This window comes from Acidisarcina polymorpha (assembly GCF_003330725.1).
Lineage (GTDB): Bacteria > Acidobacteriota > Terriglobia > Terriglobales > Acidobacteriaceae > Acidisarcina > Acidisarcina polymorpha.
In genome coordinates, this window is record NZ_CP030840.1 from 4,611,956 (window position 1) to 4,626,590 (window position 14,635).

Below are 14,635 nucleotides of genomic sequence, written 5' to 3' on the forward strand. Positions count from 1 at the left end.
AAATTCCGGATCACCGCTTATCGACAGGCTCTTCCATCGATTGGAGCGACGCGATAAGGAGTTTAGCCTAGGAGTCCAGCACGCATCAGCTGCGACTTCACCGCAATCCGCTGTTCGAGGCTGAGGCCAACCAGAGCAGCGTCGAGGGCGCCGCCGTTGACTTGTTCCAAGGTGTCGATACCGTGCTTGGCCAGCAGATGGGAAGCCGCCACCGGCAGCGTCTTGCGGCTCGCCCCCGCTGCCGAAACTCCCAAGGATGCCTGGGCGCGTAACTCGGCAATCTGCTGCTCCGCTGTCTGCAGCCTGGCCTCGAGTTCGGTGATCCGTCCGGCCGGGTCGGGGTCGATCGTCGCCACCACCTTGGCGACCTCGCCACTCTGCGGAGCTCCCGCGCCGTTCCACCGTTCTTCGAGGACCAATGCTGTCTTCTGAAGTTGTGCCGCTGCGGCCGCGAGCTGAGTTACTCCGTCAAGCAGTGCGCCGTTGATTCCTTCTGTAGGGTTTTCCATGTACTTAATCTCCTTGTCGTCCCAGATTGAATAGCAGCTAAACTATGTCGCAGCCGTCGGTCTCCCGGCGAAGATCGAACCAGCATGCAGGTCGGCGCCCGGAGCGGCCTTCTTCAGGCGGAATGACGTATGCTGGTAAGCCGCCTTGTCCCGCAGCAAGATGGCCGCTCCCGTAAACGTTGCTCGAGTAAGCACCCAGACCGAAGCCCTCATATCGGCAACATGGGCATCGGCCAATTCATAGGACATGCCCATGCTTCCGGGCGCACCCTTGTGCATTTGTTCCTCCACCTCCGGGAAATCACGTCCGAAAAGATAGCCGCTCACGCACAGCTTGCCGGCTTCGATATCGGCCTGAGTCAGAATCCCGCACTTGCGGCGCGCATCATGCCCGTCCCACCCAGGCCGATAGTCGACCGCCATGCCCAGCAGGGATGGCAGTGCCGCCATCGCCGCATCATGGGTCAGGACGACCCGATGGCCCCGCGCTCCGGAAGGAGAACGGTCACTGGCGGCATCGACTACCGTCAGCACCCCCTCAAACGGAACCCGGTTTGGGTGCCCCATCACTCTCGGCATCGTCACTGCCATCGCCTCTAGTCTCATCAGATTTAGCCTTTCCCTGCGCCATCGATCCGGTTGTACTTACGCTAATCAGCTCACCACCTACAGTGGAGGCCAGGGCATGTTCGCAATGTAACTAGACTGCGGGCCGTCGGTGATTGCGATCTTATCGATTCAATTCGTCGTCGCCTCCTCTTTTTCACGCCCGATCTCAAGCGCTGGCAGAACGGGTGGGACGTCGCTCTCCGGCAATTGCCCCAATCCCCGCATCGCCCGAACTTCGTTGACTGTCAAAACTCCCGCAGCCAACAGAGCCGTCTGCATCGTGACCTCGGTCATCTCGTCCCGCGCTTCGAGATCGTTGAACACGAATTCGAACTCCGGCCAGCCCAGCTTCTTCGCGAAAAGGTCGCGCGTGATGTGTTCCGCTACCAGCTTCGCGAGAGGCACGATCGCGCTGCGAAAGGCCTCGTCGGCCTGCTCCGAAGCCGTCGATTGATTCACATCGCGCTCTAGGCCGAGCAGCATCGGGGGAAGAGAAAATGCGTTGCCCACCATACGAATGAGGAACTCCTGCCAGTTCAGCCGCAGATCGGCGTCAGTGCCAGCGGCGAAACGCAACACTTCCGGCTTCTGCTCGCTCGATATCAGCGGCACTCTTCCCGTGCCTTCAATCTCGTCCTGCCACCAACGGATCAGCCGTTCATGCTGAGACGGGCTGGTCTCGTTCAGCCACAACGCGTATTGCACCACCGAATTGCTGGCCAGCTTACCGGCAAACCGGTGCGCCCCGAGGAAGCTGTTGATCGTCTCGAACGCGACTTCTAAAGGCCCAAGCCCGAAGGGGGTATACGTCCGGGGATTCATGCGGAGATACATCAACTCGTCGTCCCGGAGCGGGATCAATCCAGGTGTCAACGTTCCGTCGAGCGGACTTCCCCCGAGTGGCGCCATCTGTCCCATCGCCAAACCAGTCGCTTGCGCGTAGCGAGGTGTCTCCGCGCTTCCGTCCCATTTCGCATTCACCTTGATCGTGGCGCCATCGACCGGCCACAACTCGAAAGGCCGCTGGCGGTCGCCGGTGAGCTCCATCTCGATTGCTCCGTAGCCGCCGACCAGAGTGTCCTCAAGCACCTGTTCGATTAACGTCCGGAAGGAATCGCCCAGGTTCGGACTCTCCAAGGTTTGCCGCAAGATGGCGCTGCGTTCCTCGAAATCAGGGACTGCAGCCGCCGGATAGCTTCGCTTCAAAGTGATCTGCCAGTCCAGGCTGGCAATCCTGTCCTTGATGATGTTGATCGCCCTGCGCGCAAGTGGAGTCTCCGCGAATCTCCGCAGGTTGACCGGGGTCGGTTTGGGTAGCAGACTTGCCGGCGCCTGATACGGTCCGAGAATTGAAGGCAGCGCGACCGTTTTCCTTGGTGTCGAAGGCGTAGCCCCGGCGCCGACCTCGCCAGTCCATTGCTTCCAGAGTTGTTGAATCGATCTCGCTACGTTCACTTGGAGTACCGGTCCTTTCCTGACACGCCGCTCTGCTTTTCAGATCAAGCTGCTATTCAGCTCGAGATGCTTGCCTGATCCAGGTGCAATCCAAATAGAAAAGGCATGGCGCCATCGCCATGCCTCGTTTCCCAAATGCTTGCCGTGCTTCTTTACCTTATTGGCCCGCCATCTCCATTCGTGCTCTTTCGGCTACCCGCGGAAGGTCCAGGGTAGTCAGCACCCGGATGGTCTCGCGCTCCATCGTGTCCACCGCAAAACGGTATTGTTCTTCCCGTTCAATATCGATCTCTCCTTCGGGTTCGTCCCCCTGGCCTTGAGTCTCCTTCATCTTCCCTCCTAAGCGAGAAGACCAGGACCCAAGCGGCTCAACAATGGCAGTCAATTCCAGGTCTGCTTTTTCTTCTCTTCTGATTCCGTCCTTAATTGCTGAAATGCTGAATGCCAGCACCTTCGCAGCATCTGGATCGGCTTCGAGAGAGACGGCCTGAAAGAGGCGGACTACTCCGTTCGGACGATAACCGCAATCGATGCGCAGCGGGTCGCCCGGTCTTGTGTACTGAGATACGGGGATCCGTTTGCGCATTCTCTCCCATACTCCAGCTACTTCGAACTGTCTGCGCATCGTCGCTACGATGGTTTGACGGCGGTTCTTCCTCGAGATAGCCTCGCGTTTCTGAGGCTCGACAAACAAGCGCATCAGCAGCTCTGTCTCGGCGATCAAATTCTCCGCGAGACAACGCTTGATCGCCGTCAGTTGCACTGAATTCGAGAGGGTGTCCTCAAATTCGGAAACAATTGAGCGGACACCGTCGCCGGTTTCCTCCAGCCGCCGGCGGATGTCCGCTTCCATTGCTTCCAGCCCCGCAATATCCGCGTCCGGGTCGAGACAGCGCACCCGCGACCAGTTGCGGGTAAATCGCACCACGGTCTCGCCACCGGCGCGCGGTTGCCCGGGTACCGTTCCCGCCTCGCGGAGCAAAACTCCGATATTCACAAATTCGTTCTTCACCCGGTCGGGCACATACCGCACCAGAAAGAACTCACACCGCCGACGCTCCTGCATTTCGCCCCATCCCGCTACCCATGTCGCCTTCAGCTTCCTGCAAAGATCGCGCAGCGCTCATCCAGTCTGACCGTCGCGCAGCGCTCGAAGCAAACGCTCGCGCATCACTCATCCAAGCCGACACTCGCGCAGCGCTTATCGAAGCTGACAATCGCGCAGCGCCATCCAAGCTGGCAATCGCACAGCGCCCCACCCCACGGCGGATATTCACATGACCGACTTGCTACCGCTATTTTCGTCCCAATCCACTCCTCGCATCACCTTCCCGCGGACATTTTCCCCCCGCCCCACCCACTTAGGAAAAGGCACGCGCGAAGATTCCCGAAACTCACCAATCAGCTCCCGGACTCGTGCCTGCCGCCCCAATCAGCTGCTCGACCAACCGTTCCAGCGCTCCCGTGTCGCCCCCATACCACTCCGGAGGGACCGTCTCCGCAATGCTCCAGATCTTGTCTGCCGCCATGTTTTCAATTCGTCCCAGCCAGGGCTCGAAGCTCTCCCAGCCGATCACTTCGTGGTATACCGCGTTGCGCGCGAAGACTCCTCGCAATGGCGCATCTACGAATTTCCACTCTCCCGCATTGAAGCAATATCCCTGATCGACGAAGGTGGCGAGGTAACGCTTCTCTCGATACTTCTTCGAAAATACCGCCTGTCGGCCGTTCCCGTTGCAAGTCCATTTGTCCAACGCCAGAATGCCAGGAAATTCATGAAGGTTCCTTACCTCGAGCAACATCTCCTCCGGCAGGAAGTCCACCACCTGCCCGGGCATTAATCCGCCCACAAAACGCGATCCGAACTGCAGCCCCGGAAGGCAACTCTCCCGGCTCCGGCTCAGCTCCATATCTAGCTCCGAGTTATTCGCAACCAGCCATTCGCTTACCTCGATCACTTCGCAGGCGGGAACTGTCAGTCCGGCAGCCTCTGCCAGCCGGGTCGCCATCAGCTCATTCGCTAGCACCCGAAGGTGCTGCGGGTTGTTCTGGAACTTGACGACATACAGGTGGTCGTCGGCGCCCAGCATCAATTGACTTTGAGCGCCCCCGCGCATCCGGCGGATCTGTTGCACAGCAATGACCGCCAACCCATTTCCTCCGATGGCCCTTTTCTGCCGCAGCTTTTCAAGTGACGAAGTGTTCCCAGATTCTACCCCTATATCGATAAGATTGGCCTCCGCATCCCATCGGACTTCCGGCTCGCTCTCCCCGCCATCTCATGCCGCGCCGCCAGTCCGATCGCCATCGCCATCAAGCAGTCGTCGTGCGAGCCCGACTCTGCCCCCGTTTTTCCATTGCGAAACCGGATAAACGTACGGCACTCCTTCATCAACCGCCGGCTCTGAAAGGTCCCTGCACTCTCGACCAGCGCTGCCGACATCGTTCCAATCATCTCCGGCCGGGAAAGGGAGGAGGTGAGCCATCCATCCTGCCCCTCCTGCTTGTAAACCCTGGGATACCGGCAGACGCTCCTCAAATACGCCAATACGCCCGAACCATGATTGTTGCGCTCTACGACCAGGATTGCCGTGCCATATTCACGCGCGAGCGCCGCTACCCGTAACGCCAGCTCCAAAGTTTCCAGCTTGCCCTGCAATTCCGCGCATTGCAGCCCCGTGGTCGTCTCAATCACTTGGGCCGCGGAAAAATCGCCTGCCGCACCGCCTCCCGCCGGATCTACCGCGACGATGTAGTCCCGCCCGGTCTCCGGCGGGTACCAGATCAACAGCTCCCCGCCATCCCGCGCCTCCACCGGCTCCGGCAGCTCGCGAAGGCGGGCATCCACTGAGGCTACATCGAAGACGCAGGCTCCGCTTGACAAGAAGCACGCGTCGGCATCCTCGGCATATTCTTGGCGCGCTAAATGGCGGAAGCCCGCTTCCATGCGGCGCCGGAAACCGATCTGTTCGCCGCGCAATCCATAGCGCTCGGCAAGCTGTCGTTCTTCAACTGAATACTGCGCCTTGGCGACCGGATCTCCAACATAATCCGCATCCCACCACCACGGGAAAAAATGCCGAACCAATCCCCCTCCGGCGCTCTCCCCACTGCGTCCGTCCTCCATCCCCCGCTGCCACTCCTCGTAGAAGCAACCGTCCGCTCCGTTCGGCGTCGACTCCAACACCAGCTCTCCATCCTTCGGCAGCGCCGCCCTCAGTCCCGCCAGTGTCTCGGCCGCATCTCCCGGCCAGCGCGCTACCTCCGAACAGTGCAGGTTCTGTATCGTCACCCCGCGTCCCGCATTGCGGTCGCCCGCCGTCTCCACCCGGTATTCACTGTCTAGAGCAGGGAAGACAATCTGCCTCGAACTTGCTCTGGCCGTCTTCAAAGCCCCATTGCGGAGCGAAGCCGGTAAAGCCCCAAGGAAGCGGTGCACACAGCGAAAGATGCTCTCCGCCGCCTCCTGGCTATGCGCCACCTGCACCGTCAACGTTCCCGGCTGAGTAATAGTCTTCAGGAAGAATCTTCCCGCGATCCAGGTACTGATCCCCATCTGCCGCGCCTTCAGCACGATGTTGTTCTGGCCGCGCCGTCTCTCGTACTCCCGCTGCGCCCGGTTCGCTCGCAATGGCGCCTGTTTCCCCTTCTTGTCCCGCACCCGCAGCAGCGACTCGGCCAGAAACACCGCCATGGTTCTTCCCCTTAGCTCCGGAGAACTGCGTTCGAGTTCCTGTCCCAGGTGCGTTAGGTCCGCCAGGCTGCCACCAGAAGTACGACATCGTCGCTCCATCCAAGCCTCCTCTCAGAAAACGGTTACGCATTATCAATCCAGATGTACTCCCGCCGGCGCGCTACCCTTGCGTTGACCGCACCAGCCTCCACGCTGCGCAGTAGCTGGGGAGCCGTTCTCTAAAATGCCTGCACCCACGCATAGGTCCCCGCCGTCGCCGTCTGCACACAGACTTGCTCATGGTCGGGCGTCCCTTGCACATACCAGTGCAGCGACCGGTTGGTTGCGTTACACGCCGGTTGGATCGCCGTGCCGGGAACGATCTGTAGACTTGGCACCACCACCTGCGCCTGCAATGCCGTCGCTCCGGTCTTGGTAGGCGTGAACGTCAGCGTTGAGATCGGACTGCTGCCCGAGCCCAACGACTGCTTCACTATCCAGTCGCTCGACTGCGACTGTGTCCCATCCCAGTAAGTCGCATTCAAGTCCCAGCCAGGAGAGTTATAGTTCAGCGATGACGTCGCCGAGGTGTTATAACTCAACTTGAAGGACGGTTGAAACGTACTGTAAAAGCCGACCGGCGCATAAAAGTTGAGATTCTCGAACGTTGGAGTTCCAGACGGCGTTCCGCCCACCACCACTTGCCAGGGATCATTCACTGGAGCAATGTTGTTCCAGAAAGAATCCGAGAAGTAGAGCGGCTGCGAGAAATAGTTGTTCGTCGAACTGGCGCGATTTGTGGCGTTCAGATAGACCGGCTCCCCGAATAAGGTCTGGGATGTCCCTGAGCAGGCCCGGTCCGCAACTACTGTCACTCCCGAAGGCAGCGCCGAGGTCACCGGCCCATACTGGTTCCAGAACTGCACATATCCAGAAGGTACATTGGTCAGGCATTGCATCGATCCAATAATCTTTGCGTTGAATGCGTTTGGAGAAATATAGTATCCGGCCGACAGAGGGTAAGCCGTCGCATTGTTCCAGGTGAATGTAGTTCCGAAGATCCCAGTTCCGCCCTCGACATCGAAGCAATACTCATACATCGAATCACACTCGGTCCCATAATATGCGTTCCCGTAGTCTGAAACTCCGACCGGGGAGCCATTCGGGTGGAAATGATAAAAGACATTGTCGCCCTCCAGGACCTCGATCGCAGCCGTGGTCCCCACCCCTCCGGTGGCGACGTCATAGAGGGTGTTATCGGTGAAATTGCCAAAGACGATTCCATAAGCCGCCGCAGGCAAGCTCGATATCATCACCGTAATCGCACCACTGCAATTGGAACCAGTTGTCACCGGAGTCACTGCCGTCACTACGCCACCCACCACCGTCACCGTCGCCGTCGGCATCACCTGACAAGGGTTTTTACTATAGCCGTATCCCAGCAGATATACCTGGTTTGTCGAACCGTAGTTACTCCCGCCACTCGTCACCGTGTAACTCGTCACCGAACCGCCAACTACGTTGGCCGTCACTGTAGCAAAGCTAGGCAGCGGATTGCCGGTTATATACACATTGCTCACCGGCGTCTGGTAGACCTGTCCATTGCTTCCATTGGCCGGAGTATCGCCAATCTTCATGAAGTGATCGCTTCCGCCGGCGCCCGAGCAGTTGATGTTCTCGATCTTCGATTCATTGACTCCGAAGATGTCCATGCAGGAAGGCGCCTTCTGGTTGGCGTTCACCCGGAAGTCCCGCAGCAGCAGCCGGCTCAGATTGCCGTTGATCGCGTCCGCGTGGTAGATCACCGCATTCGCGATCGTGCACGTCTGGGAGATGATCGTCTGTTCCTGACTCGCGCCTTGGATGGAGAGGGACCCAAAGTATCCATTCAAGGATGGAAGGATCAGTCCGCTACAAGTCGCGTAAATGCCCGGCCCTAGCACCAGTTTTGCGCCTGCATTGTTGGCTGCGATCCATGCATCCGCGGTCGCTGCCGCGCAGTCGAGTTCGGTCGTATAGACAGTGCTGCCCACCGTACAGCCCGCCGCCGGATAGCCATCCGCATAAAAAACCTTGTTGATCTGCCCGGCCGTAACCGTGGCCGCCGTTAAGGTGGTCGAACTGATGCTGCCAGCCGCGCTTACATTTCCAGTTGCAGTCAGGCTATCGGTTGTACTGCCGCCAGTTACCGTCGACCCGCCGGACACGCTCACGCCCAATGCGAAGCTGCCGCTGCCCGCCGTCGACAGGTTGCCATTCCCGTTCACGCTGAACTGCGTCTGCCACGCCGAGGTTTGAGGATTCCACTTATGAAATCCAATCCCCGCGCTGGCCCCCGTGTAATTAGGTCCTCCCAGAAACTGAAACCGATAGAGCGGATGGCAAAACGCCGAACAACCCAAGGGCAGAATCCCCAGGTTCGTGGTCGGCGCCGTACTCAGCGTGAAGGCGCTCCCAATTGCCAGCGGCGTGCTGTTCTGCAGATTCTCATTGCCCGACGTGCCCACATAGATGTTCCAGCCCGTTGCCAACCCGGCCGCATCCGCAGGCGGAGACGCGACCGTCATCTGCTGCCCAGCCGACACTGCCGCCATAACGCTCGGCGACACGATACCGGCTCCGCCTGCATAGGTGTACGCCGCGCGAACGCTGTAGCTTCCCGCTGGTACGCTCCCGCCAGCCGTCAAAACCGGGACGCCCGGCGCTGCCCAGTAAGGCATATCCATCATGTCGTTTTCATTGGCGATCTGCTCACCAATGCTGTTGTGTCCGTTTCCGTCATATACTGCGGCCGTCTGTTTATAGATACCGCTGATGTTCCCCACCGTGCGCTGGTTCGCATCGTCGACCAGCGTGAGCAGCGCCTGCGAGCCATTCGCATAGGTGGGCACCGAGACCAGAGAGCCGCCGGTTACGTTCACCAGGGATGCTCCCGAAGGCACGCTATATCCTTCTCCAGGCGAGATCCCGGCGTTAACGCCGCTTAGTTCGAGAATCAAATTACTGTGAGCAGCAAGCATGCCCTGTCCAGCAACACCGCCGGTGAACATCGAGACGTTTGAAAGCACCATATCGACCGCGGGGCCCGTTGTGCTGTCGCCCGCGCTCCCGCGTTGTTGTACCCAGCGTCCGTCCGGCACATACCCGCCAATGATCTCCGCGCAGGTATTGACCCCGCTGTCGTCACAGTTGCGCGTCAGGTTCGCGCCCGGAGCACCCAGCACCGAAAAAGCATCCTGCGCGTTTACATGGGAGTTCGTCAGTTTGAAAGACCGGATTCCCGTACCCCGAGCCTCGATCAGCGCTCCCGCCGGCCACGCTATTGCGGTCGTCCCGCTCGCGCCCCGTCCATTTGTCCCCAGGTACAATTTGCCATCTCCCGCGAACCCTGCCACTTCGACCACTTCATAAGTGCCCCGGGTGATCCCGTTTCCTAGGACAGATCCCGATGTGCTTCCAAACAAGAAGTCGGGAGGAAGAATCGTATAGGCAAGATAAGCCGGAAGTGTGCTCGGCACGTCGCTCGGCGACGTATAGAACTGCGGCATCCACGCCGTACTCTGCACCGGGAATGAAAGTGCCGTCGCACTCATCGATGCAGTCGTAGCAGTCCAATCTCCGATGCCGCCCGCAATGACTCCCGGGTTGACAAACCCGAGTTCAAAGTAGAAATGGTCGACGCTCGTCTCTTCCGAATTGAACGTCTTGAATCCACTCATCATCTGCAGCGATTTGATCGAGCCGCCATAGAAGCCGACATTTACGCCTTGATAGTTGTAAATCGCTGCATGTGGGTCAGGTGCAATAGCTCCCGCGGCCGGATACACGCCATTTACGCAATTCACGTTGTAACAGTAGCCGTCTGCCGACTGGCCGGGATAAAGCACTTTCGTGTTATAGAAGTAACTCTCATTGCTAGTGTTGGAGATAACCAGCGGCCATCGCGTCAGCATGATCGTCAAGTCGTGGCTCTCCAGGCGCTCCGTGCCGCCATTCAGCTGGAGTCCCCGTCCGCCGCCGTTGTACAGGCGCAAATTCTGCAGCCGGTAACTCACGACGTTATCGATCTCAACCAGCGTGCCCGTACTGGTATGCCCGTTGCCTTCAATCGTCAGATCGAAGATTCCGCCCTCGCAGTCGACGAATGGGCCGCCCACGCCACCGATGCCATTCGTGCACCGCGTCACCGTGATCGCATTCGCGGTGGCGCTGGTTTGTTGTAGGATCGAGCCTTCCTTGGAGATGCCTTTTAGCGTTACATTCGACGGAATGCGCAACTCACCACTGACCTTGCAAGTTCCGGTTGGCACTAGCACGGTCTGCGTGCCCTGCTGAAAGGTCTTTGCCGTCGCTGCATTCGTGGCAGCTGCTATCGCTCCCTGGAATGCCGCCGTGTCGTCCGCGCCGGTAGTGCCGTTCCAGTTGCACAAGGCTCCAAATTGAGGGCTGCCTGCGTAAATCTCTGTATTGACGCTCGCCGCAAACGCCGTCGGCATGTTGGTCGCTCCCACGCGTGCGGTTCCATCAAGAGCAGCTACCCCGCCCGCAACACCCACCTTGTTCAGAGGCAGCGCGGCATTCGCTGTAGCTTGTGCGGCATTCGCTGCAGCCTGTGCTGCGTTCGCCGCTGTCAAGGCCCCGCCTGCGCTCCCTGAACTCGTATCCACATACTCCTTCGTCGCTGCCTGCAGAGCGCCGGTCGGATCCGCCGCAAGCGTTAGCGGCCCAGTCAGGCTCCCTCCCGAAAGTGGAAGCAACGATCCGACTGAATCATCCACATAGTGTTTGTCCGCCGCCTGTTGGGCCGAAGTAGGATCACTGCTCAACAACAGTGGCCCCAACATCGTTCCACCGGTCGCAGATAAGTAGCTGCCCGTAATTGCCGAGACCGCCGCGTCGACGTATTGTTTGCTGACTGCCTGGATCGCCACGGTAGCCGGCACCAGTTGCGATCGAATCTCGCTAAGCGTCACGCTCGTCGCTGCCGGAACCACCCAGTATTCCTTGTTCACCGTGCCATCGCTCAGGTGATACACAGCAGTGTAGTAAGTGCCTCCCGGCAGCGCCAAGGCGTTGGCCGCGAGACTGAAAGACACGGCTCCATTCGCACCGATCGGCACCGTGATGCTCCCCGCGCCAATTGCTACATTCGTCGCAGTGGTAAACCCCGGCCAGCTTACGATTAGGGTTCCAGCCGCCGGCGACCCATCGGCGCGATAGATGACGTCGTGTATAGCGGTCGTCGCCGGCGCTTGGGCCGTCGCCACCAGACCCATGGCGAGCGGCAGTATCGCGGTCAAGCTTATCTGAAGGATGGAGCCCGCAAGGTTCTGGAGTCCTCGCCGGCTCGCATGCAAGCGCGTCGCGATTTGATGGAAAGCCTTGCTCATGGTCATTGTTCCTTCGCTCCGCAATTGACGCCTCTTTCCTTCATGTCGCCATTAGACACTGCCTCGGAGTCAACCTTGATATCTCCGCCACTCTTGCTAGCCTCGTCCGCGTGCTGCTTTCTGATTTCTGCTAACAACAGATCGGCCAGACTAGGCTCCGCTTTCCCTCGCTTTTGACGGTGAATATCTTCCTTCACCCCGCCGATATCAAAGAGGTATTTGGTGTGCGGCAGGCTGCCTTTCTCCGATGCTTCCGCCATCCTCACCATGATCTTGGCAAACCTTCCAGAGATAACTCCCTTTGTATGCCGCCGGTAATTTCGCACCGGCTTTTCTTTCTCACCTTCATCGAGAGCCGGCAGCGAAATCGATGGAACGGCTTCAGCCTTCTTCAGGGTCGCCTTGCTGCCGGCCGCCTTGTTCCGCGGTTTTGCGTTGACGCGCAACGCAGCCTTTTTCGCGGGGGTCTTCCAGCTGCTTTTCTCTTTCACGGATCGCCGCCTTACCTGGAGCCAAAGCAAAGTAGTCATCGTACGAAACCATCAAGTCGAACAAAACTTACCCTGGAGAAACCTTGCTGATCATGATCAGACAGCTTCCGGTAACTCTGCTTTGCTCAAATCTCGCCCAAAAAGAAAAGGAGGCGCAGGCAGCGCCCCCTTCACTCACTTCTTTCTTGATCTCTATTATTAGAATACCAAGTTTACCCCTTTCACTATGCCAGCTTTTGTGATTTATTATCTCGAACTGAATCCTATACTTAGCCGCTAAATCCGAAATCTGGCCCCTTGACAACTTCTAGACTTACTCAAAAAGCTCACATTCAAGAAGGATCCCGGTCAGCTTATCGATCGCCTCACCGTACTTGCGGATTACGGATCGCAGCGACAAGCCCGTCAGTGACACTGTCTCGCCTTGGGTATATTCCTGAAGAGCAATCCTCGCCACGAGCTGTCGCGAAAAGCCGTCAAGCCGCGCTAAGCATCTCTCGACGTCGATCACAAAATTGATGTTGTCATCGAACCCATGCCTGCGAGAGCTTGAGGCCTTCCCCCGCGTAATAGAATCACCCAGCATGGATGGCGAACGGCCTATATGCATAGATGCTCGCATATATCGGTGAAGCAGCGCTTCCGTCCGTTTGCGATAGAACGCCAGGGTTTCGAACGGCTCTGCATAAGTTGGCGCTATCGCTGGTCGCGCCCGATTGCTCGCCCATATTCTCGGTAGAATTGGCGCTGCGCTCATCGCGCACTTCCCATGCCGGCTGCAAATAGGGTTACCATGCCGCACGGTCGTTTCCGCCGTCCTCCCGGTCTGCGCCGCAGCCGCGGGCTTGGAAATTCCCCTAACTTGATTGCGCAGCTGGCGCAATACACCTGCCTTACACCGGATGTCCGATACCAGAGCGAACCGCAGCTTTCGCAAATCTTCAAATCGATGAGCTGATGCATTGTCGATACTCCATCAGAGTGCGTGGAATCCGCATGGCAACTGCAGGGTCGCCGCCACACGGGATAGAGGAAGCTCTGGATCGCGGACGCGGACTCTTCTGGCCCGGCTGCGTGATGCGAGTAGGCTTCCGTTCTTGGTCATGGTAGGGATCGCGGACGCGTAATTTCGGGGAAGAGGGCTAAGGATATTCTGAGACTGCCGAGCCAGAAGAATCCAGCCGTTCTCGGCATACCTTCCTTCTGTCACCCTCACGCGCAAGCAATCCATGGCCCATAACGGACCAGCCCGTTAGGAGCAATGGCTTTCCTATCCGGAAAGATTCTTCCAGTAAAGGCCTGCTTGCAGTTGTAAGAGTGCGAAGTTGAAACTAAATCTATCTATCTGGAAAAGTCCGGTCAATCAACTCCGTGCTCGCCATAGACCCGAATCCCCCCAGGGACGATGGACCATACGGAAACACTGGGAAACAGTCGTAATTTTGTTTTCTTAAAGCTAAGTACGCTCACTGGAAATTAGTTAGCTCAGAGCTAATCGCCAAACCATGAACTCCTCTCAACTACATGAACGGCTACGTCTTGAAATAGTCGGCCTTATTCGTCGCAAAAAGCTGTCGGGCTATTTGCTTTCCCGGAAGACCGGCATGTCCCGGGAACACATCTCGAACTTCCTGAGACGAAAGCGTGGGCTCAGCCCTGGAACCGCTGACAAGTTCATGGGCGCCCTGGGGCTCACCGTGGCCGATCTCACTCGGGAGGGTAAGCCCGATCTCACGGAGAACAGGCCCCAACTGCCACCTGCGAGTTTCCGCTCCGTTCCCCTGGTAAACTCCGCAACCGCCTTGCACGATCCTCAGCTGAGCTCCAGGGTCACCCTCGATTTCATCCCAATTCGCAAAGGACTGCTCGAGGCGCTGCGCGACAAATGCTCCTCCACCCGGCGCCGGCAATGGGAACGCTTCGTCGCTGTCCAGATCGGAGAAGAAGACGCTCGTTTCATGCAGCCCAAGATCCCCGCCAGAGCGATCGTGCTGCTCGACCGGCACTATACTTCCGCGATCGGTTACTCGCCCAACGAGCGAACCGTTTACGCGGTCCAAGTCAAGGGGGTGTTGGCCTTCCGGTATCTCCAGCAAACAGGGAGGCAGCTCCTCCTGAGTGGCGACAATTCTGCATACGTTCCAACCCTCTTGCCATTCGGTGCGGGCCAGGCCGCAGGGGACCTTATCGTCGGCCGCGTCTTCCTCGTCCTCTCTGAAACGTGACCGCCCACCTCGTCTTAGGCAAGACTTGGCGAACTTTGGTAGCATCGCACCGGAGGATGTTCATGGAACAGGCACAGAATTCGCCCAGCGGACTACGCCGCAGCGAAGACATCGCCCTTGATTTGCTCAAGTTCGTCGCATCGGTCGCCGGTGTCGGTCGCACCACCACCCCGTCGACCGGCTTCACAACCCCTTCCGCTCCTAAGCAGGAAGATCAAATCACCCACTTGCTGGAGCTGTATACCCGCTGCCTGCGCGTTGTCGAGGACAAGGCCTGATCTCG

Annotated in this window: 11 protein-coding genes; 2 read left to right on the forward strand and 9 right to left on the reverse strand. The window is 58.5% G+C overall.

Annotation, left to right across the window (positions count from 1 at the left end; all coding sequences use genetic code 11):
• Nucleotides 1-62: 62 nt before the first annotated feature.
• The 9 genes from ACPOL_RS19555 to ACPOL_RS19595 form a co-directional block, all read right to left on the reverse strand.
• Complete coding sequence (locus ACPOL_RS19555; protein WP_114208543.1) at nucleotides 63-509, reverse strand: hypothetical protein; 447 nt, start codon at nucleotides 507-509, stop codon at nucleotides 63-65.
• Nucleotides 510-551: 42 nt separating this feature from the next.
• Nucleotides 552-1,100, reverse strand: coding sequence for a hypothetical protein (locus tag ACPOL_RS19560; protein WP_236656899.1), 549 nt, complete (start codon nucleotides 1,098-1,100; stop codon nucleotides 552-554).
• Nucleotides 1,101-1,247: 147 nt separating this feature from the next.
• Complete coding sequence (locus ACPOL_RS19565; RefSeq protein WP_338026682.1) at nucleotides 1,248-2,573, reverse strand: phage portal protein; 1,326 nt, start codon at nucleotides 2,571-2,573, stop codon at nucleotides 1,248-1,250.
• A gap of 157 nt (nucleotides 2,574-2,730) precedes the next feature.
• Nucleotides 2,731-3,639: a DUF3037 domain-containing protein gene (locus tag ACPOL_RS19570; protein WP_114208544.1), complete on the reverse strand. Its 909-nt coding sequence runs from the start codon at nucleotides 3,637-3,639 to the stop codon at nucleotides 2,731-2,733.
• A gap of 328 nt (nucleotides 3,640-3,967) precedes the next feature.
• Nucleotides 3,968-4,723, reverse strand: a complete 756-nt coding sequence (locus ACPOL_RS19575; protein WP_236656900.1) for a HipA domain-containing protein — start codon at nucleotides 4,721-4,723, stop codon at nucleotides 3,968-3,970.
• Between the two features lie 68 nt (nucleotides 4,724-4,791).
• On the reverse strand, nucleotides 4,792-6,267 hold the full coding sequence (locus ACPOL_RS19580; RefSeq protein ID WP_236656901.1) for a terminase large subunit: 1,476 nt from the start codon (nucleotides 6,265-6,267) through the stop codon (nucleotides 4,792-4,794).
• Nucleotides 6,268-6,485: 218 nt separating this feature from the next.
• Nucleotides 6,486-11,636, reverse strand: coding sequence for a glycosyl hydrolase family 28-related protein (locus tag ACPOL_RS19585; protein ID WP_161557453.1), 5,151 nt, complete (start codon nucleotides 11,634-11,636; stop codon nucleotides 6,486-6,488).
• Nucleotides 11,637-11,638: 2 nt separating this feature from the next.
• On the reverse strand, nucleotides 11,639-12,127 hold the full coding sequence (locus tag ACPOL_RS19590) for a hypothetical protein (protein WP_114208546.1): 489 nt from the start codon (nucleotides 12,125-12,127) through the stop codon (nucleotides 11,639-11,641).
• A gap of 313 nt (nucleotides 12,128-12,440) precedes the next feature.
• Complete coding sequence (locus ACPOL_RS19595) at nucleotides 12,441-12,884, reverse strand: hypothetical protein (RefSeq protein WP_114208547.1); 444 nt, start codon at nucleotides 12,882-12,884, stop codon at nucleotides 12,441-12,443.
• An 847-nt stretch (nucleotides 12,885-13,731) separates the two neighbouring features.
• On the opposite strand from ACPOL_RS19595, the gene ACPOL_RS19600 reads away from it, so the two are divergent.
• Nucleotides 13,732-14,352 (forward strand): S24/S26 family peptidase, encoded by a 621-nt coding sequence (locus ACPOL_RS19600; RefSeq protein ID WP_150133067.1) that lies wholly within the window; start codon nucleotides 13,732-13,734, stop codon nucleotides 14,350-14,352.
• Between the two features lie 62 nt (nucleotides 14,353-14,414).
• Nucleotides 14,415-14,630, forward strand: coding sequence for a hypothetical protein (locus tag ACPOL_RS19605; protein ID WP_114208549.1), 216 nt, complete (start codon nucleotides 14,415-14,417; stop codon nucleotides 14,628-14,630).
• Nucleotides 14,631-14,635 lie beyond the last annotated feature (5 nt).